At 50.7% G+C, this 19,987-nt stretch carries 16 protein-coding genes; 4 read left to right on the forward strand and 12 right to left on the reverse strand.

The annotated features are described in order from the left end of the window. Positions 1-127: 127 nt before the first annotated feature. The 8 genes from RJP21_RS16355 to RJP21_RS16390 all read right to left on the reverse strand — a co-directional run bounded on the left by RJP21_RS16355 (position 128) and on the right by RJP21_RS16390 (position 12,331). Entirely contained in the window at positions 128-1,888 is a 1,761-nt protein-coding gene (locus tag RJP21_RS16355) for a glycoside hydrolase family 2 protein (protein WP_310860205.1), read from the reverse strand. Continuing rightward, positions 1,885-3,918, reverse strand: a complete 2,034-nt coding sequence (locus RJP21_RS16360) for an alpha-L-arabinofuranosidase C-terminal domain-containing protein (protein ID WP_310860206.1) — start codon at positions 3,916-3,918, stop codon at positions 1,885-1,887. The genes RJP21_RS16355 and RJP21_RS16360 overlap by 4 nt, the downstream gene beginning before the upstream one ends. Before the next feature lie 65 nt (positions 3,919-3,983). Next, positions 3,984-4,874 (reverse strand): carbohydrate ABC transporter permease, encoded by an 891-nt coding sequence (locus RJP21_RS16365; RefSeq protein WP_310860207.1) that lies wholly within the window; start codon positions 4,872-4,874, stop codon positions 3,984-3,986. A 15-nt stretch (positions 4,875-4,889) separates the two neighbouring features. Continuing rightward, positions 4,890-5,852 carry an ABC transporter permease gene (locus RJP21_RS16370; protein ID WP_310860208.1) on the reverse strand — a complete coding sequence of 321 codons (963 nt, stop codon included), beginning with the start codon at positions 5,850-5,852 and terminating at the stop codon, positions 4,890-4,892. A gap of 43 nt (positions 5,853-5,895) precedes the next feature. Further along, complete coding sequence (locus RJP21_RS16375) at positions 5,896-7,485, reverse strand: type 2 periplasmic-binding domain-containing protein (protein WP_310860209.1); 1,590 nt, start codon at positions 7,483-7,485, stop codon at positions 5,896-5,898. A 140-nt stretch (positions 7,486-7,625) separates the two neighbouring features. Next, complete coding sequence (locus tag RJP21_RS16380) at positions 7,626-9,284, reverse strand: response regulator (RefSeq protein ID WP_310860210.1); 1,659 nt, start codon at positions 9,282-9,284, stop codon at positions 7,626-7,628. 2 nt (positions 9,285-9,286) lie between these two features. Next, positions 9,287-11,086 carry a cache domain-containing sensor histidine kinase gene (locus tag RJP21_RS16385; RefSeq protein WP_310860211.1) on the reverse strand — a complete coding sequence of 600 codons (1,800 nt, stop codon included), beginning with the start codon at positions 11,084-11,086 and terminating at the stop codon, positions 9,287-9,289. A 369-nt stretch (positions 11,087-11,455) separates the two neighbouring features. Beyond that, positions 11,456-12,331, reverse strand: a complete 876-nt coding sequence (locus RJP21_RS16390; RefSeq protein WP_310860212.1) for an AraC family transcriptional regulator — start codon at positions 12,329-12,331, stop codon at positions 11,456-11,458. 119 nt (positions 12,332-12,450) lie between these two features. On the opposite strand from RJP21_RS16390, the gene RJP21_RS16395 reads away from it, so the two are divergent. Both RJP21_RS16395 and RJP21_RS16400 read left to right on the forward strand, forming a co-directional pair. Continuing rightward, entirely contained in the window at positions 12,451-13,986 is a 1,536-nt protein-coding gene (locus RJP21_RS16395) for a sulfatase family protein (RefSeq protein WP_310860213.1), read from the forward strand. A 322-nt stretch (positions 13,987-14,308) separates the two neighbouring features. Then, positions 14,309-15,571, forward strand: a complete 1,263-nt coding sequence (locus tag RJP21_RS16400; protein ID WP_310860214.1) for an FAD-binding protein — start codon at positions 14,309-14,311, stop codon at positions 15,569-15,571. 139 nt (positions 15,572-15,710) lie between these two features. Here RJP21_RS16400 and RJP21_RS16405 read toward each other — a convergent pair whose 3' ends face one another. The 3 genes from RJP21_RS16405 to RJP21_RS16415 form a co-directional block, all read right to left on the reverse strand. Next, the gene (locus tag RJP21_RS16405; protein WP_310860215.1) at positions 15,711-15,941 is read right to left on the reverse strand and encodes a hypothetical protein; all 231 of its coding nucleotides are present in this window, start codon (positions 15,939-15,941) and stop codon (positions 15,711-15,713) included. Beyond that, a complete protein-coding gene (locus RJP21_RS16410; RefSeq protein WP_310860216.1) occupies positions 15,925-16,344 on the reverse strand; it encodes a MerR family transcriptional regulator in 420 nt (139 codons plus the stop codon). The genes RJP21_RS16405 and RJP21_RS16410 overlap by 17 nt, the downstream gene beginning before the upstream one ends. A 196-nt stretch (positions 16,345-16,540) precedes the next feature. After that, positions 16,541-16,924 (reverse strand): MerR family transcriptional regulator, encoded by a 384-nt coding sequence (locus RJP21_RS16415; RefSeq protein ID WP_310860217.1) that lies wholly within the window; start codon positions 16,922-16,924, stop codon positions 16,541-16,543. A gap of 243 nt (positions 16,925-17,167) precedes the next feature. Between RJP21_RS16415 and RJP21_RS16420 the strand changes: the two genes are divergently transcribed. Beyond that, on the forward strand, positions 17,168-18,208 hold the full coding sequence (locus tag RJP21_RS16420) for an NAD(P)-dependent alcohol dehydrogenase (protein WP_310860281.1): 1,041 nt from the start codon (positions 17,168-17,170) through the stop codon (positions 18,206-18,208). 459 nt (positions 18,209-18,667) lie between these two features. On the opposite strand, the gene RJP21_RS16425 is transcribed toward RJP21_RS16420, so the two are convergent. Then, positions 18,668-18,976, reverse strand: a complete 309-nt coding sequence (locus RJP21_RS16425) for a putative quinol monooxygenase (protein ID WP_310860218.1) — start codon at positions 18,974-18,976, stop codon at positions 18,668-18,670. Positions 18,977-19,196: 220 nt separating this feature from the next. Here RJP21_RS16425 and RJP21_RS16430 point away from each other — a divergent pair, with 220 nt between their 5' ends. Continuing rightward, on the forward strand, positions 19,197-19,787 hold the full coding sequence (locus tag RJP21_RS16430; protein WP_310860219.1) for a hypothetical protein: 591 nt from the start codon (positions 19,197-19,199) through the stop codon (positions 19,785-19,787). Positions 19,788-19,987 lie beyond the last annotated feature (200 nt).

The raw sequence follows: 19,987 nt of genomic DNA on the forward strand, positions 1-19,987 counted from the left end.
TGAGGCGCAGCATGGTTCTGTATCGCGTCCTGCGTGAGAACGAATCTATCACCCTCTTCCCGTCATATGGCAAGAGCCAAAAGAAAAACAGGTTCTCTTTTGGCTCCGGTTGCTTTGCGTCGTGCGGTTATGCCATATTGATTTTTTTAATTTTATCAAGCGGGAGTTTAGGGCTGCGGTCTTCATACAAGAGACCGTTGATCTCCTGCTGAACGTCGGTAAGCTGCGTATAACAGTAACCGACGATCGCATCGACGCTTTTGATCGCCTTGGTCAACCCCTCGAAACGCGCCGTAAATTCTTCTTCGGAAGAGACCTGATGGCCGTAGCCCCAACCTTTGTCCGATTGGAACGCGATGCCGCCGTATTCGCTGATGATAATCGGTTGTCCCCGGTAGGCGTATCCTTCCGCGAAGGCATATTTCCATTGGTTGCAGGTCGTTTCGCAAGAGAGGACCGCCTCCAGATTGGAATACCGTTTCATAAATCCGTCGCCGGTCTCCACGTAATCATGCAGCGTCAAAATGTCGGATACGGTATGCTCCCAGCCGTCGTTTGTGATGACCGGACGGTACGGATCGATCGATTTGGTCAAATGATAAATGCCCTCGGTAAATTTCTGCTGTCTCGGGTCGCGAAGGATGGACGCAATCCCCCATGATTCGTTGAACGGAACCCAAGTGATGATGCTGGGGTGGTTATACTGCTGCTGAACGATCTCCACCCATTCCTTCGTAAACGCTTCGACCGCCCGATCATGGAACTCGAAGGTTGCGGCCATTTCGGACCATACCAGCAGGCCTTTGACGTCACACCAATAGAGAAAACGGGCGTCTTCGATTTTCATATGCTTGCGTACGCCGTTGTAGCCCATCTCCAGCATTCTGCCGATATCTTCGATGAGCGCTTCCTCGCTTGGCGGCGTCAAATGGCTGTCCGTCCAATACCCTTGGTCCAAAATCAATCTTTGGTAGATCGGAACATTGTTCAGCAGCACCTTGCCTTTTTCAATCGAAATCTTTCTCATCCCGAAATAGGAAAACACCCTGTCCACCACTTGATCGTTCAAGGTCAGGACAAACTCGACATCGTAGAGATTCGGACGTTGCGGAGACCACAGACTTTTTTTCCATGGTCCGTTAGCCTCGTGGATAAGATCGACTTCCACCGTCAGGCAAGGACGATCAATCGCCAAGCTTACCCGTTTTACAGGCTTGTCTTTCAAAGTAACGATAGCCTCCAGCTTCAAATCGCCAGCCGCTGGCACCCCGTTCACCTCATAATCGAAGCGTACGATATTACGGTCGATATCCGGCGTGATTTTAACCGACTCTAGCCGTTGTTCCTCCACGTATTCAAGCCATACAGTCTGCCAAATCCCCGTCGTTTGGACGTAAAAGCATTCAAAATTGTCCTTCGTCCACCGTTGTTTGCCGCGCGGCTGGGTGCAGCTGTCGCTGTCCTCCGCTTTTACCGTAATTTGATTCTCGGATCCGAAGACCAGGTAAGGCGTGATATCAAAGGAAAATGCCGCATACCCGCCTTGATGACTCCCGGCCATTTTGCCGTTGATCCATACTTTGGCTACGTGATCAACCGCTTGAAAATGCAGGATTACCCGTTTGCCCTCAGCTTCTTTTGGAATAAGTACCTGTCTGCTGTACCAAACATTCGGGTGAAATTCTTCCGCTCCGATGCCGCTCATCTTGGTTTCGTACGTAAAAGGGACGTTGATCTTATGCGTTTCCGTGAACTTCTCCTGCCAATTTTCCCGTTCTCCCGTGTTAGGGTCGTCGAACCGGAAGTTCCACTCTCCGTTCAGGTTCGTCCAATCCTTGCGTACGAATTGGGGTCTGGGATAATCCTTGATATACGCTTTGGTCGTCATTTCTTTCCTCCTGCTTTCTGCGCTGACTTGATCTCGACTGCATAAATTGAAGTTTTCCGTAAAGGATATCCGTCCTTCCATTCGGAAGCGGAGACGCTTCGGGTCGTACAAACGATTCGATCCGGCTCGAATACGGAATTGATGTCTTCAAAAGAATCCCCCGTAATCTCATGCAGGACGGTCTCCCCGGAAAAATCAAAGGATTGGAGCGCAAGTTTGGCCTTCACCTCATGCAGGCTACGGTTCACGATAAACAAGGTGATGGCGCTTTCGTCTTCGTTCGTACAGGCCACAACGTCCAAATCGGGAAGTTCATCAAGTCCCACCGGTGTCTGTTTCGGCGACTGCACGGAAAAGGTGCCGCACTCCGTATCCACGGGCAGGATCCGCCGGATTCCCCGATTGGCGTATAGCTTTAACACTTCATACGTCGGCGTTCCGTACACCGTGAGAGGCAGTCCGCTCCAGCCGGAGATCTTGCCGCTGTTTTGATCGGCGTAGTAGTCGCCCACGCGTATACATCCGCCGAGCCAGCCGTTCACCAGATCGGAGAAGCTGCCGATGTGCACCATGTCGCTTGAACGAAGCATTTCGTTCAGATTAGCGGCATTCGCGACAGCTGCCCCCAGTGTATGTTCGTCCGGCAGACCTTTCCGGTTCGTGTTCGGATAATACATGGTGTTGTATTCCGTAATGGCGAGCTTCACATGGCGGGTCTTCGGATTTGCGCGAATAAGCTCCACCGCTTGCCCGATATCTTTGCGGGTCCATTCCGGGAATGTCGCGATGGCTTTGTATCGCTCCTCCGCCGGCGTATCCCGGTTCATTCCGAAACGTCCGAAGCCGTGGTATAAATGCATCGTCAAATATTCGATGTATTCGCCTGCTACTTCGAGCACCGGCTTGTTCCATTCCGGATCGGTGTGTCCGCAAGCCAAAATCGCAATCGAAGGGTCAACGGCTTTCATCGCTAGTGCAAATGTCTTGCATCGCTCGGCGAACTGGTCAGCGGAACAAGTGCCCACTTGCCACTGCCCCCACACTTCGTTGCCGATCTCCCAATACTGAACTTTATACGGCTCCGGATGACCGTTCGCCGCCCGCAAGGCTCCCATCGGCGTGTCGATGCTACCGTTGCAATATTCCACCCAATTAGCGGCTTCCTCCGGCGAACCGGATCCGTCGTTGACGCAGATTAACGGTTCCACCTGCAGCTCCCGGCAAAATCGGATAAACTCGTCCGTACCAAAGTACTTGCTGGTCCATCCTCCCCAAGCTTCGTTGTACATCACGGGCCGCTCCAAAACAGGACCTACGCCGTGTTCCCAGTGGTAGGCACTGATGTAATTTCCCGCGAGCCTCATCATTCCCGCATTCAGAGGCCTGGTCATATCCATCACTTCGCGTTTCACCATGCCCATGCTGTCTTCAGGAAGCAAAGACACGTGATCGAGCCAAAGCATGCCTGTTGATACGTGATCGATCCAGCGGGGATGATCTTCCGGAACATAAACGCGAATCTCCGCGTCGGAACAATTCCGTGAAACCGTCAAGCTTGCTTCGTATTCCTGCCAGTTATGGCTTTCCAGTTCTATTTGCACACGCCCGAGAAGTTCCTCCGTCCGCCGATCCACCGCGTCCACGATCAGATAGCGGAGCTCAACGGATGCACGGGCAACGATCTTGACTGTGTAAGCCATCGGTCCCTTCAGCGCGGCTCTTTGCGCAATGCCCGCATAAGCCTCGTCGTCGCTTAAAATCCGGATGCGCTGTGCGCGGCCCGAATGCCTTTGGGCCGGCGCCTCCAGCGCATATTGCGTGTTTCTGCCGTTCGTATAAGGAAGCCAGCTTCCGGAAACGGCGATCTCTCCGGCCTTTTCGCTCTCGAAATCCATGTCTCTTAAAGGAAAAGCCAGCATCGCTTCCATATGGTCGCGGATATCTTCGACGAAATGCCCGAAAAGATAGGGATTGACCGTATGCTCTTTAGGCCTGTTGCAGTCGATTGTAATCGTCGCATTCGTTTGCACAATATACCTCCATTAGCATGATGTTATGAAAGAATCGATGTAGATCAAGGTGTCTGACAAGGTCTTTACCCTTTGATGGAGCCGATCATGACGCCTTTGACGAAATGCCGCTGCACAAAAGGATACATGATCAAAATGGGCAGGCTGGAGATCATGATGACCGCGTACTTGATACTCTCGGCAAGCAATACTTTACTTTCCAGTCCGACGTTACCGTCAATGGCGTCGGTTTGGCTGATCAACAATATTTCTCTCAGAATCAGTTGAAGCGGATAACGTGCTTCATTACGCATGTAGATCAAAGCATTAAAATAAGAGTTCCAGTGTCCGACGGCATAAAACAAAACCATAACAGCCAGGATTGGCTTGGACAAAGGCAAAATAATGTTTAGCAGCAGCCGCCAGTTGGAGCAGCCGTCGATATGAGCGGCTTCCTGCAGTTCCCATGGTATGCTGGTTTGAAAGTACGTCCGCATCACGATCAGATTATATGTTGCGATCGCACCGGGAATGATCAAAGCCCACATCGTATCGAGCAGTCCCAAATTTTTGACGAGCAGATACGTAGGAATAAGCCCTCCTCCGAAAAACATCGTAAGCGTAATGATCACCATGAGCAGCTTGCGGCCGGGAAGATCCGGTCTTGACAGTGGATACGCCGCTAACACGGTCATGATGATATTGACGGCCGTACCAACCACCGTATATATGATCGTGTTGGTGTATCCGGTCCATATTTTCCCGTTATGCAGAATGTTTGTGTAAGCATCCAAGGTTATGTTTTTAGGCAGCAGCCATACTTCCCCGCTCAATACTTTCGCCGGATCGCTGAACGAAGCGCTGACCACGAAAATGAGCGGATATAACACAATCAAAATGATGAGTGCAGCAATGGTATATATAACGGCATCGAATATCTTTTCCGACGATCGGCTTATGGAAGCTTGATTAGACATGCTCATTTTCCCCCTTTACCATAAGCTGGTTTCCGATACTTTGCGTGCGAACCGGTTGACAAGCAGCAGCAGGATTAGATTGATAACCGAATTAAACAATCCGATTGCCGCCGTATAGCTGTATTCGCCTTTGAGAATACCGGTTGTATACACGAACGTGGATATGACGTCGCTTGATTCGATATTCAAATTATTTTGCATGAGCAGGATTTTCTCGAAACCGATGTCCATGAAATGTCCAATATCCAGAATGAGCATAATAACGATAACGGGCACGATGCCCGGCAAGGAAATATGCCATACGCGCCGCAGTCTGGAAGCGCCGTCTATCTTAGCCGCTTCATACAGCTGCGGATTCACCCCGCTGAGTGCTGCGATATAGATGATGGATTGCCAGCCCATGTTCTGCCATATGTTCGAGCCGATGAAAATGGTCTTGAACCAACCGGCTTCCTCCAGAAAACGGATCGGCGACCCGCCAAGAGCTTCGATCAGCGAATTGATCGGCCCCGTGGTAGGCGAGAGGAAAACGTTCAGAATGCCGACGATGACAACGACGGAAATAAAATGCGGAATAAATGTAATGTTTTGCAGTACTTTGCTGAACGTCTTGCTGCGAATTTCGTTGACGATCAGTGCAAGCAAGATGGAAATAGGGAATGCGATGAGCAGCGAGAACAGATTGATCGATAACGTGTTCCACAGCAGCCTCCAGAAATAAAACGAATCAAAAAAGCGTAGAATGTGGTCGAAACCGACCCAGCTGCTGCCGATGATCCCCTTGGCCGGATTAAAATTTTTAAAGGCAATTTGCAGTCCGTACATCGGCCCGTAATGAAAAATCAAATACCAGGCGATGGGCAGCAGCAGCATAAGATACAGGTCCCACCGTTTTGCCATCTGCTTCCATACACGGCCCCGCCGTCCCGGAATGTTCCGGGACGGCGCAGCATTTGCGTGGACTTGAGCGCTCTTCATAAGCATCTACTCCTAACGAATGCGGAAAATCGTATGATGTCCATTATTTTGCCATCTTGTCGTAGGCTTGCTGATACAGTTCCTGAAGCTTGTCGATTTTCATCTTTTTAAGCGTGGATTGGAATTCATCCCACTTATCGAAGCTGAGTGCTCCGGCGATGAACTTCGCGCTCTGCTCTTCGTAATATTTGTCGATGTCATTACGCAGGACGTTGACTTCCTGAGCCGTTTTCTCATCGAACATCGGCGATGCGTAACGAACCTTCGGCATGAACGGAGTCAGCTTGTCCTGCGCTTCCTGAACCTGCGGAGGATTGATGAAGGAAGCAACCTTATCGCTGATCAGATGCGGCGCTCCGCCGCCTGCATACGGCGTGATTTTGGCTTGGTTGCCCGTCGCGAGGAAAGCTTCCGTATAATAAGGAATGCCGTCTTTCATTTCGTAGTTCTCGCCTTCCCTGCCGAAACGCAGCATCGTCGAGCCTTCGTCGCTGTAGAAGTAATCGATCCAGCGCATCGTGACTTCCGGGTTCTTGTTCGCGGAGGTGATGGCAAAAGCTCCGAAGTCCCGGGCGACAGGCGCGCCCTGGCTTTGCATCTGATCGCCGTGCGGACCTTTGAACGGCGCGATGCCCGTATATTGATCCTTTATCGGCATGAACACGTTGTTCGTCTGGTCAAAGAATAAGCCGGTGTTGCCCGAAGACTGCTTCGCAAGGTAGTCGGCTTCCTTCTGCGAGAACATGTCGGGATCGAGCAGCTTTTCAGTATAAAGCTTGTTCAGATACTGTAGCATCTCTTTGTTCCGATCGTTGCCCATCCAGATTTCGACCTTGTCGTTGACGAGATTGATGTTATAACCCAGCTGTTGATCGAGGCCGAACGAACCGCTCATCATATTGACGATCGGCAGCCCCTGACCCGGCACCGGCGGACGCGCAGTCATCGGCAGCTCGTCTTTTTTGCCGTTCCCGTTCGGATCCTTGTCGCGGAAGGCGACCAATACGTTGTACAGGTCGTCTGTCGTCTCCGGCACGTCCAGGTTCAGCTTCTTAAGCCACGCCTGGTTGATCCATTTTTTGTCCGTGCGGGCGGCGTCGAGAGTAACAATGCCCGGGATCGCATAAATATGGCCCTCCGGCGTCGTGATGCCCGAGCGGATCTCCGGATATTTCTCCATCAGACCCTTGAGGTTGGGCGCATATTTGTCGATCAAATCTTCCAACGGAATCAATTGGCCGCCCGTTCCGTAGCGGGTTGCTTCCAGCTGCGTAATTCCCGACCGGTAAAAAGCGTCAGGCAGCTCGTTGGACGCAAACAGGAGATTTTTCTTTTCCTGAAAGCCGTCCGTCGGCGCTTCGGTGAATTCGACATGGACGTTGCTCATTTTCTCGTAATCCTGGAAAACAGGCATGTCCTTGAACGGGCCGTTGGCGGGAGCAATCCGGGTGAACATCTTCAGAGTAATAGGATCTTTGGTCAGCGGAAACCCGGATGCGTTGACCGTTGTTTCGGATGAACCCTCCGCGTTTTTGGATTCGGCTCCTTTTTCGCTATTGGAACCGCATCCCGCAAGTAATAATGCCGAGATGAGCGCTGTGCTCAGCGCGCCTCTTCCCCAGTGTTTGGACATGAATGAATGACCTCCGTTTTATGTAGTTCTGAACCGTTGTTGTAAGCGTTTCCCGTGGTGTCTGTCAGTATTATAGTTCATCCGTCATGACCGCAAATTCTAATAATATGACTATTTACTCCACAATTTTTACGGTTTTGTCACATGATCTCCGGCCGGAGGCTGCTCAAATAGGCATGCGGCGTCATACCTGTAAATTCTTTGAATACTTTGAAAAAATAGTTGTACGTCGTAAAACCTACTTGGCTGCTGATTTGTTTCACCGAATATTGCCCGCTCTCCAGAAGCTTCTTCCCGGCATCGATTCGGACCCGGTTCACATATTCGGAGAAGGTGTACCCGGTCTCCTCTTTGAATAATCGGCTTAAATAGGAAGGATTGAGCCCGATTGCGCCCGCCGCCATCTCCAGGGTGACATAACCTTGATACCGCTCCAAAATGAAATGGATCGCCTGCGACACATGCCGGGAATAGCTGCCTGCAGTACGCTGCTGTTTGAGCAAGTTCAGCAAGGCGGCGAAGTAGGACTGCAGCCATTGCTCCAGTTCAGCCATGCTGCCGATCCGCCCCAAATCACCGCGCGGCGGGAGTCCATCCCGGGCGGCTTCGGGCGCAGACGAGGGAATCGATTTTTTTATAGCTTTATCGCCGGTGTGCAGAAGCTCGCTGACGATCAATTGCACCGCAGGGGAATGGAGCGGCTGATGGCGGACCGAACCGCACACCGAGGCGATGAGGCGGCGAAGCCTCTCTTGGTCCAAACTTTCCATGGCAAGAAGCAGCTGCTTCTGTTCTTCGATGGTGAGGGCAACACGCAGCTGCGGTGCGATCGTTCTGCCCCCTGCGGACGGGTTCGTCCGATCAGCATCTGCGGCCATGGCATCCGGCTCGCCGGCAGGAGAAGCATCGAGCGCCTTCTCGGCCGATCTGTAGCTGGCTCCAAGCTGCGACAGGCTTGTGCAAGGATGCCCAAGAGCATAAGCGGATTTCAGGTTCAGCATCAGCTCAAGCGCATGCTGAACCTTCCCCATCCAGCGGTGTGCCTCGCTCGCGCCGGTATGCTCGCTGCGGTCCTTGAACGCAAACACGACAACCACCCTTCCGTTCTCTACATAAGCGGCAGTCCGTTCATGAATATCTCCAAGGCTTTGCTGCATCACATCGACCGCCTGCTGCACCAGCCGGTTCGTCTGCCTATCGCTGAATGACTCCGTCAGCAGCAGGAAGGGAATGATCTGCAGCGCCGCTGCCGTGTAACTGACGGCGTCAGGATACAAATTTTCCATCCCGGAGGCCGCGTCAAGCGTTCCGGCATCCTCCTTCCCCCTTACCAGGTCGGCGATGTAGCTTCTAATGAATACCGGCTTCATCGATTCTTCCATTTTGCGGCTTGCCAGCCTGCCTTCCTGCGCCCTGCTCTCCTGCTGCAGGTCCTGAACGGCCTTGTTCAACACGTTTCGCAGCAGCGGTTCATCCAGCCGGTGCTTGAGCAAATAGTCGACGGCCCCGCTTCGCAAGCATTCGCGCACGTAATCGTAGTCGTCGTAGCTGCTGAGCATGATCGTCTTGATGGCCGGATACCGCTCGCGAATGATCCCGTGAAGTTCCACGCCGTTCATCTCCGGCATATTCACGTCGATGATCGCGATGTGCGGCGGCGACTCTTCGATCATCGTCAAAGCCGCCGTCCCGCTGTATGCTTCGCCGACGAACTCGAACCCATGCTCCTTCCAGTTGAATAACGTCCTTATCACATTGCCGATCAACGGCTCATCGTCGATCAGGAGCACTTTAAACATGGTTAGACCACCTCTTGTTCAGATTGTTCTGCATGTTGCATTTTCGGAAAGCGGATTTCTACCTTCGTATACAATCCCGGCTCGCTGTATAAGCTCAGACCGTACGTTTCGCCGAACATCCGGACGATCCGCTCGTGCGCGTTGCGTACCCCCATTCCGCTGAAGCGGGACGGGGCGTCCTCTTTACCCATGTCTCCCAGCAGGGCGTCCATCTGTTCCTGCGTCATGCCCCGGCCGTTGTCCGTAACTTCGATCCGCAGATCATGATGCTCCACATAAACGCGAATCAGGACATATCCCCCTTCCCCGGAAGGACCGATGCCGTGTATGATCGCATTTTCGACGAGAGGCTGCAGCACCAGTTTCAGCACCCCGCACTCCAGCAAAGCGTCGTCTTCAATTTGCGTGTGCACCTCGATCGGCTCCAAATATTTGTATTTCACGATCGAAATATAACTGTACACATAGTCCAGTTCTTCGCGCAGCGTCAGAAATTCGTTGGAATTCCCCAGCAAGCCGCGCATCAGCTCGATGAGCGAACCGGACACCTCTTCGATATTGGGCACTCCGTTCAGCTTGGCCAAATACTTGATCGTGTTGAGCGAATTATAGAGAAAATGGGGGCGAATTTGCGCCTGCAGGGCGGTGAGCTCGGCCTCGCGTTTCTTTTTCTCGCTCGTTCGGATGCCTTCCATGAGACGTTTCAATTCATCTACCATGCTGATAAAAACGCGATACAACTCGCCGACTTCGTCCTTGGAGTTGATTTCCGTTTTGGGAAAAGACAAATTTCCGTCCTTGACCTGCATCATCATCGATTTCAGCCGGCGGATGTTTAAAGTGCTTCGGGAAGAAACCTGATGCGAAGCGATCAGGATGACGATAAAGACGATGATCGACACCTCGGCCATCAAATTCCGGATTCGCGTGGATTCGCTGAGCAGCGAGTCCAGCGGAATCAGTGCCAGTGTGCTCCAGCCTGTATACTCGGAAAGACGGCTGACGACGATGTAGGATCTTCCATTGATCTTTTGCTCAACCACTGTGTCATGGCCGGCAATGTCCCGTTTGATCTCGACAATCGTATCCAGAGGAGGCGCATAGGAGGATGGTGAAGATTCCGATTGATAGACATACCCGTTCTGTTCATCCAGTACATACAGCATGCTGTCCGCGGTCGGCTTTACGCCATAGGTTTTTTTTATAAATTCGTAGTCCAAATCGACCATGACAATACCGACGGTTTCGCTGTTATAGCGAATCTCGCGCCCGACGGTGATGGCATCCGCCGTTCCTTCCGGCTTAAAGTACGCATGGCGCGATCCGTTGAGCAGCATATAGTTCAGCATCGGGGTCCCCAGGACGCTCCGGTCCATCCAAGGACCGCCGGTGAAAAACACCTTCCCGTTCAAACCCACGACAGCCATCCGGGAAATATAGGGCTTATACTTGGTCAGACCCGACAGAAATTCCGTAATCCGCTTCTGCTCCTGAAACCATTCATAACTAGGCTCCTCGTTTGGGCTCAAAATCGTATCGATCACCGTGCTTTTATTGGTCACGACCACGGTGTTCAGCCTGTCGATCTCCTCCAGCATGACGTTGAGGGATTCATCCGCCTGCCGGATGCTGTCCGAGACCGAGGTGACCGCGTTGTCCTTGATGGTTTCGCGCATATTGACGTACACGATGCCGGTGACGGAGACGATGGACAAAAAGGTGACCAGGCCGAAGGCCATGAATATTTTCCCCTGAAAACTCGTTTGCGGCCAAAACCACCTTCGAAGCGTCGTAAGTTTCATAGCATATCTCTCCTCAAAACGATGTATTGAACCTGCCTGATTCCTTCGATGGACGAACAATCCGGCTTGCAAACGCTTCCCAAAACCGGCGGCGGAGCTCTCTGTTTTTTTATGGATCCGGATGGAACAGGTGGAAGGCTTTCGTATTTTCCGCAACAAAATGACAACCAGCCTAATGCTCGGCTCTATTTTCAAACCAGGAAAACGTATACATATTATATAAAGGCAAAATTAAACTTGTCGAGATAGCCTGACAAATTGACAAATGAATAGGAACGAAAATCCCCATGCGGGAGCCATGCCGAAAAAGCCGGCCGCCGTTTTCCGGCGCATCCAGCTTGAAAGGCAAATAGTTCTTGTTTAGGCCGATTAATCTTGATTTTGCTTCCGGTACTGCGACGGGGACATCGAACAATAGTTTTTGAAGGCCCGGGTAAAAGCAAACAGCGTCGGATAGCCGAGGGAATAAGCGATCTCCGTCACGGCCGCCGACGTTCCGAGCAGCATTTGCTTGGCCTTGTCCATTTTGACCATGGCAATGTATTCGGCCGGCGTCATGCCCACGGACCTTGTAAACTGCGTGGAAAAATAGGTCCGGTTCAGTCCGGCATATTCGGCCACCTGCTGAACGGTGATGCCCTCGGCCGCGTGCCATTCGATATATTCGGTCCAAAGGGAAGCTTTGCTTTTTGGGGTCGCTGCCGGGCTTGGGTGCGCATCCGTCAATCCGGCGCTTGAGATTAAAAGGGATAACACTTGGTACATCAGCCCTTTCAAACATAGGGAGGCGGCAATCCCATCCGTCTTCCCTTTTCTCCACTCCTCAAAAAGCCGTCCGATCACGTGCTCGAGCGCCGGGGTCCATCGGCCTCTGGAGCAAGGATCGTCCGGGTCAAAGCCGGCCAGATGCAGCATCTTTTCCAACTCCGGTCCATCCATGGCCAGCCACGTTAACTGCAGGGACGGTTCGTCTTCCGGTTTGTAATAAATATAAGTCCGGTTCGGATACAGACAAAACGCATCCCCCGTCTGAAGCCTGCGCGATTGCCCCTTATATTCAACCATCAGGCTTCCCGCCCTGACAAAATGAATACTGTAGCATTCAATCCTGCGCGGCCCGATCCGATATCCCGGCTTCGCCGTGTTTTGACCCGCTCTCACGAGCCAAAAGGGACTGAGGTTATCGTTTTCGGTCGGCGTGTAATAAAAAAATTCCGCAAATTCATGATCATATTCTTGCAGCATTCGTCCGCACCCTCCGTTTTATTTTTTTTCGTCAACTGACAAAATGATAAATATATCATACAATACGCCATTCCGTTCGCGCACCCCGTTTAATATAATTTGGTCAAGGAGGATGACGGATGAAAAAACCTAACATTTTGTTAATCACCAGCGACCAGCAGCATTGGAACACGATTGGCGCGTTTAATCCGGAAATACGCACCCCGAATCTGAACCGGCTCGTCCGGGAAGGAACGACATTCGATCGGGCGTATTGCCCCAACCCGACGTGTACGCCAAGCCGGGCTTCGATCATTACCGGGATGTACCCGAGCCAGCACGGCGCGTGGACGCTTGGAACCAAATTGCTGGAAGATCGGCATACGGTGGGCGAAGATTTCAAGCAGGCCGGCTATCGAACCGGATTGATCGGCAAAGCCCATTTTCAGCCTCTGGCCTCCACGGAGGAATTCCCATCGCTCGAAGCCTATCCCATCCTGCAGGATCTGGAATTTTGGAAAAATTACAAGGATGGATTTTACGGATTCGACGATGTGGAACTGGCCCGGAATCACACGAACGAAGCCCATATCGGGCAGCATTATGCGCTGTGGATGGAGGAGAAAGGCTGCCATAACTGGCGGGACTACTTCCTGCCGCCCACCGGTACCATGGACCGGGATCAAACGTATCGTTGGCCGATTCCCGAAGAATACCATTACAACACCTGGATTGCCGAAAGGACAAACGCTTTGCTGGAGCAGTATCACCAAAATGACGAGAGCTTTTTCCTCTGGTCCAGCTTCTTCGACCCGCATCCCGAATACCTCGTACCCGAGCCGTGGGATACGATGTACACCCCTGATGAGCTTACGATTCCGGAAATGGTGCCGGGCGAACACGACCGCAATCCGCCGCATTTTGCAAAAACGCAGGAAGAACATCCCGACTTTTCCGATCTGCAGGAAACGGGGTTCGGCATCCACGGTTACCGGTCGCATCATTATTATGAATACGGCAGCAGGCCGCGGCTGACGGACTTTGACAAGAAAAAGCTGGTCGCCGTCTATTACGGCATGATCAGCATGATGGATAAGTACATCGGGCGTATTCTCGATAAGCTGGACGAACTGGGTATCGCCGACAACACGATTGTCGTCTTTACGACGGATCACGGCCATTTTTTCGGGCAGCACGGTTTGCAGGCCAAGGGCGGTTTTCATTACGAGGACCTGATCAAACTGCCGTTTATCGTCCGGTATCCCGGACGAGTGCCCGCCGGCAAACGCAGCGGCGCCATTCAATCTTTGGTGGATTTGGCTCCAACCTTCTTGTCCCTGTGCGATCTTCCCGTTCCTTATGCCATGACGGGCGTCGACCAGAAGAAGGTATGGCTCGGCGAAGCCGCGCAGGCGCGCAACCACGCCATCTGCGAATTCAGGCATGAACCGACCACCATTCATCAGAAGACCTACGTCGATGAGCGTTATAAAATTACGGTCTATTACAATCAAATCTATGGAGAAATCTTCGATCTGCATGAAGACCCCGGTGAACTGAATAACTTATGGGACGACCCGGCGCACGCAACGCTGAAAACCGAACTTTTGCTTAAATATGCATGGGCTGAGCTTGGAAAGGAACCGATGCCGATGCCGCGAATTTCCGGAGCTTAAAATGTTACGGACACCCGCGACGCTTATATCTCAGGTTTTTGCAAAATTCGATTCCGGCCGCTCCCGCGTACAATATATAGACGAATTAAACCGTTTCGCTCTATATTGCTCATTGAAAGTCGCTCCTTGGATTTTTGCAAAACCCTCGACTAAAAAAATGATGCGCAGCAATCAAAAGGCCCTTTCACAGGCATGTGAATCGGCCTTTTGTGATGTATGAAAACCGGCTGTCCGCTGTATTGCATGAAATAGGGTTGAGTCCGTGTCAAGCCCCCTGCTATCATGGGGTCATGGATATTGAAATCAAGGGGGAGCGAGCATAATGGATCGAAATCGGAACTGGGCAGGCAATTACGAATACAGCGCTTCAAAACTTTATGTCCCTGAAACCATGGAGCAAGTGAGCGAACTCGCGGCCAAAAGCCGCCGCATTAAGGTGCTGGGCACGCGGCATTCATTTAACGGCATCGCGGACAGTCCGGAAGCCCAGCTTTCGCTGGAAAAACTGAACCGGGTCATTGCGCTGGACCGCGAAAATCACCGGGTAACGGTGGAAGGCGGTATTCGCTACGGGGATTTGTGCCGCTTTCTGCACGAACAAGGTTATGCGCTTCACAATCTGGCATCGCTGCCGCATATTACGGTCGCCGGCGCATGCGCAACCGCAACGCACGGCTCCGGCGTGAGCAGCGCCAATCTGTCCTCCGCGGTCCATTCGATGGAGATCGTCGGAGCGGACGGAGCCGTCATGCGATTCTCCCGGGACCAGGACGTGGGGGTGAATGCAGCCGCTGTCGGTTTGGGCGCCCTGGGAATCGTCACCAAAATCACGCTTGATGTCATACCGGCATTTGAAATGAGTCAGTACGTTTACGAAAATCTGCCTTTGGGGAAGCTGGAAGAACACTTCGGCGAAATCGCCTCCGCTGCTTACAGCGTCAGCCTGTTCACGGATTGGAAGGCATCCTCCTTCAACCAAGTCTGGCTGAAGCATCGTGCAACGGACGGCACCGCAGATGGAATGGGGCCCGAGTTTTTCGGGGCGGTCAGAGCCTCGGGGAGAGTGCATCCCGTAGCCGGTTTTCCGGCGGAAAACTGCAGCGAACAAATGGGCGTCCCCGGACCTTGGTTCGAGCGGTTACCCCATTTCAGGATGGAATTCACCCCAAGCGCCGGAGAGGAGCTGCAAAGCGAGTATTTCGTGCCCCGGCCGTTCGCCTACGAAGCTTTATGCGCAATCGATCGGTTGCGGGAGCATATTTCCCCTCTCCTCTATATTTCCGAAGTGCGCATGATTGCAAAAGACGAATTGTGGATGAGTCCCTGCTACAAGCAGGATTCGGTCGCGATCCATTTTACCTGGAAGCCGGACTGGCAAGCGGTGCGGCAAGTGTTGCCGCTGATCGAAGAGAGCCTTTCCCACTTTGCCGCCCGTCCGCATTGGGCCAAGCTGTTCACCATGCCGCCGGCCGATGTGCGGGCCCGTTACGAGCGGCTGCCTGATTTCCGGAAGCTTCTTCTGCGCTGCGATCCGGAGGGCAAGTTTAGGAACGACTTTTTGAATACGTATCTTTTGGCAGACTGATAACTTATAACAAAGGAGCGTCACGAAATTCGTGAGGCTCCTTTTCCTCTTAAATCGACCCTCTAGCCTTTTACTCATTTTATCTTAAAATCGATGGCAATTTCCTGTTAAGTTTCGTTTGGCATGTGCTATTTTTGGGTTAAAACTTTACTTCTAGCCCATCCGCTTTATGGGGTTTAATTCTTTTATTCGTCACTTTATCGAGATCAACTTTTTTGCCGTCCAACCAGACAGTCATGGTCAACAGGTTCCCCTTCTCCACATTGCGCACGACAATTTCGCATTTGGGGCATGCATGCTTTCGAACCAGCTCCACCACGGCATTGCCAGGTTCGCTTCCGTCTGAGTATACTTCAACTTTTTTGCTCATCGGATTCTCCTCCTTCGTTTATAAAACAGAGGACGGGGCATGACTCAAGGCAATCGTTGGTTTGGCTAACCGCAGATTCCAGCAGCGATTTCATTTCCACCAACTGGTTGATCTTTTTTTCGATTTCCGTTATTTTGTCTCGGGCGTAGGCTCGCATCTCTTTTTCCGGCCATATTGCACCGGTGCGCAGCATGAGCAAATAGCGAATCTCCTCTAACGTGAAACCAATCGCCTGGGCCTGCCGAATCCAACGGATATGATCCACGTCTGCTTCGCTGTACATCCGATACCCTGCTTTCGTACGCGGCGGCTCCGGGATTAATCCACGCCGTTCATAATATCTCACCGTTTCCAGATGGACGCCAGCCTGGTTCGCCAGTTCCCCGATCGTTAAATGCGCCATACACCGTTCCCCCTTCACAGTTCATCTTACCCTCTGTACTTAGGTACAGGGTCAAGAGTATTTTTGGTGCTTGGGCTGTGGGATGCGAAAAATGGATATTTTCAACACAATGATAAGAGGAGCTCCGCCCAGCTGCCCCCGCTAAGACGGAAGACAGGACAAAGCATAGACAGCAAGTAGGTTCCTGTTGCTTTTGTTATATTTTTATCGATGCATTATTCATTTGAGCTTCGAGAACATCGTATAATGCCAACTTATAATTTATTTTATCCATATTATAGTAAAGGTCTTTTATTTTCTTCTCGATTTCTTTTTTATGATTGAGCATCATCGCTTTGCGCTCCGACATGGTGTTGTCGCCTTCTTTGAACAAACGCACATATTTCTGGATCTGAACAATCGGCATGCCTGTTGCTCGAAGTGCGGTAATAAAATGCACCCATTCCACGTCTTCATGATCATATCGACGTTTTCCATTTTCATCACGTTTTACATAAGGAAGCAAACCCTCGCTTTCATAGTACCGAAGGGTCGGAGCCGATACACCTGTCATCTCAGCCACTTCTTTTATACTTATCATGATGATGAACTCCTTCACTTTTATTAAAGTAAACTTTAACATAATTCAATACAATCACAACTTCCTCCAAGCTATTGGCTGTATCATAGAGAACAAAATTCAAGCTTAATAATAACAAAGTACTTTTCAACGCTAATATGATTATACATAAATCGTCAAAGAAAAATACGCTTGACTTAAAGTTAACTTTAACAACTATACTGTAATCGCAATCCAATTTCTTTTTCAAAGGAGTATAAAATGATGTGTAAAACACGCGTACTAAGTGCTTATAGCGCAGGAGCATCTTTCGAAAAGACCATGATCGAGCGGAGGGAATTGCGGTCGGACGATGTTTTAATCGAAATTAAGTTTAGCGGGATTTGCCATTCCGATATCCACAGTGTATACGGTGAATGGGGTGACGGAATATTCCCGATGGTTCCCGGCCATGAAATCGCCGGAATCGTGAGTGCAGTGGGCCCCGATGTTACAAAATTTGGAGTTGGCGATCGCGTTGGCGTAGGTTGCTTCGTAGACTCTTGCGGAGAGTGCGAATATTGCCTCAAGGGTGAGGAACAGTATTGCACGAAAGGCGTGGTGCAGACCTATAATTCATTGGACTACGATGGGAACCCAACATACGGGGGATACAGCCAAAAAATCGTGGTTACGGAAAGATTCGTGGTTCGCGTACCGGACAATCTGGAGCTGGATGTGGCTAGCCCTCTGCTTTGTGCAGGCATTACTACTTATTCCCCTTTGAAGCATTGGAATGTCGGCCCCGGTAAAAAGGTTGCCATTTTGGGGGTTGGAGGGCTCGGACATCTGGCGATCCAATATGCGCACGCCCTGGGCGCCGAGGTTACGGTCTTGAGCCGCTCTATCGATAAAAAAAGCGAAGCCCTGAGCTTTGGAGCGGATCATTACTTTGCAACAAGCGATACGGAAACATTTAAAGCGTTGGCCGGCCGTTTTGACCTCATCTTAAACACCGTGTCTGCGAATCTTGATGTCGATGCGTATTTATCGCTTCTTCGCGTAGACGGTACACTTGTCAATGTCGGCGCTCCAGGTAAACCCGATCAATATAATGTGTTTTCCTTACTTATGGGTCGTCGCAGCATAGCCGGGTCACTTGTAGGCGGGATTCGGGAAACTCAAGAGATGCTTGATTTCTCGGCGGAGCACGGCATTGCCCCTAAAATCGAGGTGATCGGTGCCGATCAAGTAACCGAAGCCTATGAGCGGGTCCTCCGCAGCGATGTGCGTTATCGATTTGTGATTGATGTATCCACTTTGTAAGTCATCATGGCCATATCTCGTTAAAATATAAAAAGCCGCCATTTAGACGTCTTCATATGCGCATATAATGTTGTCTTCTAACAGGTTTAGGCTAACGATATTTCGCAACACTTGTTGAATAACTACAATGGTGTATTTGCACATCCACTTTGTGTGAGCTAGACTATAGTTCTTGTTTGCCATCTGTGACCATTCCTTTCAACCCCGCCTGAACATCTCAATTCTATCGGCATGGTCTTGGTGGTCAAACCCTTGTTCCCTCCACCCGCATAGCGGGTGGATTTTTGTTTCGCACGCTTCGCGAGCTCAACTGGCTAAAGCCTAAAAAAAGAGCAATTTAGCCATTGCTTCCCGATTGATATTGCTCGGCGTAAAGATTATACATTTTATATTATAGGGAAAAATTGCATGGGCAAATGTAGTTGATTTTCCTCTACATTCCGAGATTGCTGCTCCTTTTTACACGTTACTTTTAATTAACCATTCCACTTCCGTTAGATTTTGTTTTTGAACATTTTTCGTGTGTGTTTTGGTAAAGTGGACTTTAACAGCTTCTTCGTTTCCCCAAATTTCCCAAAGCATTATTTTCCGTTCAGACGGCTCAAGAGGATACGCATGGAATTTAATGCATCCTTCTTCTTTATTTGTTTCTTCCTCAAGCTTTTTGAACTCCTTCATTATTTCATTTAAGTCCTTATCACTAATAATCTTCAAACATGCAGTGATGTAATGCATAGATTTCCCTCCTCTGAATCTTGACTTATTCATAATCATAGCATGAAAGTAAATATAATTCAGCTAACCTGCCTGCCAATGGGGAATAGGAAGGAGCGGTTATTGTTAAGCGCACCGGCATAGATAAGCAGTTCATTACAGGGATTATAGGATAAAGCTGTTGAAGTCCGGCCGCTTTATTCGCCGTGGCATTTCGGATAACATGTTAACTGATACAGTCTATTCTTCTTCATGAAACGGAGCGTGAAAAAAAGTGTACGAAAATGATTTATTGAGGCTTCAGGATCAATTGCAAGCTGAAGCCAATGCGGTAGCGGAAGAGCTGGGCTTGAACGACATGCTGTCTTTGGCGGGAAACCCTGTCCGGGTCGGCAGCGCAGCGCTCGGTTTAATGGCATGGAGGGATCTGGACATTACCGTCGTAAGCCCTAAACTCGACGCGGATCAGGTGGCAGAAATCGCTTCGAAACTGATGATCAGGCAAGGCGTCAGAGAGCTTCGCTTCCTGAACGATACCGGTGTCTGGAATACGGATATCAACTATCCTGACGGTTTTTACATCGGGTTAAAATACCGGGCCCAAAGCGGGAAGGATTGGAAATTGGATTTGTGGTTCGTGGATGAACCGGACAAGCAGCCCGATCTTGCGCATATCAAAACGATGCCGGATCGGCTCACCCCCGAGCTGCGGGAATCCATCCTGGCGATCAAACATATGTGGGCCTCCCGTGAAGAATACGGAAACGAGGTAAAAAGCTTCGATATTTACACCGCCGTGCTGGACGATCATGTTAGAACGCCGGATCAGTTCGAGGAATGGCTGAAAAAGAAACCCAGTTCCTAATAAAACCGATGATTCTATGAGGAACATTCCGGGGCTGAAAAAACCGTGTGCCCCATCCTTTCAGCCCCAAAAAAGCCCAATGAACCGGCGGTGTTGACGCCGCTGTTCTATTGGGCTTTCTGGGAGGCGGCTCTTAAACCACCCGATTATGTTAAATTCTTCGTCTTATCCTAACTACAAAACACGACAGCCAAGGTTTT

This window comes from Paenibacillus sp. VCA1, assembly GCF_031583795.1.
GTDB lineage: Bacteria > Bacillota > Bacilli > Paenibacillales > Paenibacillaceae > Paenibacillus_AQ > Paenibacillus_AQ albilobatus.

What these genes read in the sequence shown, in the direction of transcription:
- RJP21_RS16355 (WP_310860205.1), bottom strand. Translation starts at nt 1,888, where the DNA reads ATGACGACCAAAGCGTATATCAAGGATTATCCCAGACCCCAATTCGTA.
- RJP21_RS16365 (WP_310860207.1), bottom strand. Translation starts at nt 4,874, where the DNA reads ATGTCTAATCAAGCTTCCATAAGCCGATCGTCGGAAAAGATATTCGAT.
- RJP21_RS16370 (WP_310860208.1), bottom strand. Translation starts at nt 5,852, where the DNA reads ATGAAGAGCGCTCAAGTCCACGCAAATGCTGCGCCGTCCCGGAACATT.
- RJP21_RS16375 (WP_310860209.1), bottom strand. Translation starts at nt 7,485, where the DNA reads ATGTCCAAACACTGGGGAAGAGGCGCGCTGAGCACAGCGCTCATCTCG.
- RJP21_RS16380 (WP_310860210.1), bottom strand. Translation starts at nt 9,284, where the DNA reads ATGTTTAAAGTGCTCCTGATCGACGATGAGCCGTTGATCGGCAATGTG.
- RJP21_RS16385 (WP_310860211.1), bottom strand. Translation starts at nt 11,086, where the DNA reads ATGAAACTTACGACGCTTCGAAGGTGGTTTTGGCCGCAAACGAGTTTT.
- RJP21_RS16390 (WP_310860212.1), bottom strand. Translation starts at nt 12,331, where the DNA reads ATGCTGCAAGAATATGATCATGAATTTGCGGAATTTTTTTATTACACG.
- RJP21_RS16395 (WP_310860213.1), top strand. Translation starts at nt 12,451, where the DNA reads ATGAAAAAACCTAACATTTTGTTAATCACCAGCGACCAGCAGCATTGG.
- RJP21_RS16400 (WP_310860214.1), top strand. Translation starts at nt 14,309, where the DNA reads ATGGATCGAAATCGGAACTGGGCAGGCAATTACGAATACAGCGCTTCA.
- RJP21_RS16405 (WP_310860215.1), bottom strand. Translation starts at nt 15,941, where the DNA reads ATGAGCAAAAAAGTTGAAGTATACTCAGACGGAAGCGAACCTGGCAAT.
- RJP21_RS16410 (WP_310860216.1), bottom strand. Translation starts at nt 16,344, where the DNA reads ATGGCGCATTTAACGATCGGGGAACTGGCGAACCAGGCTGGCGTCCAT.
- RJP21_RS16415 (WP_310860217.1), bottom strand. Translation starts at nt 16,924, where the DNA reads ATGATAAGTATAAAAGAAGTGGCTGAGATGACAGGTGTATCGGCTCCG.
- RJP21_RS16420 (WP_310860281.1), top strand. Translation starts at nt 17,168, where the DNA reads ATGTGTAAAACACGCGTACTAAGTGCTTATAGCGCAGGAGCATCTTTC.
- RJP21_RS16425 (WP_310860218.1), bottom strand. Translation starts at nt 18,976, where the DNA reads ATGAATAAGTCAAGATTCAGAGGAGGGAAATCTATGCATTACATCACT.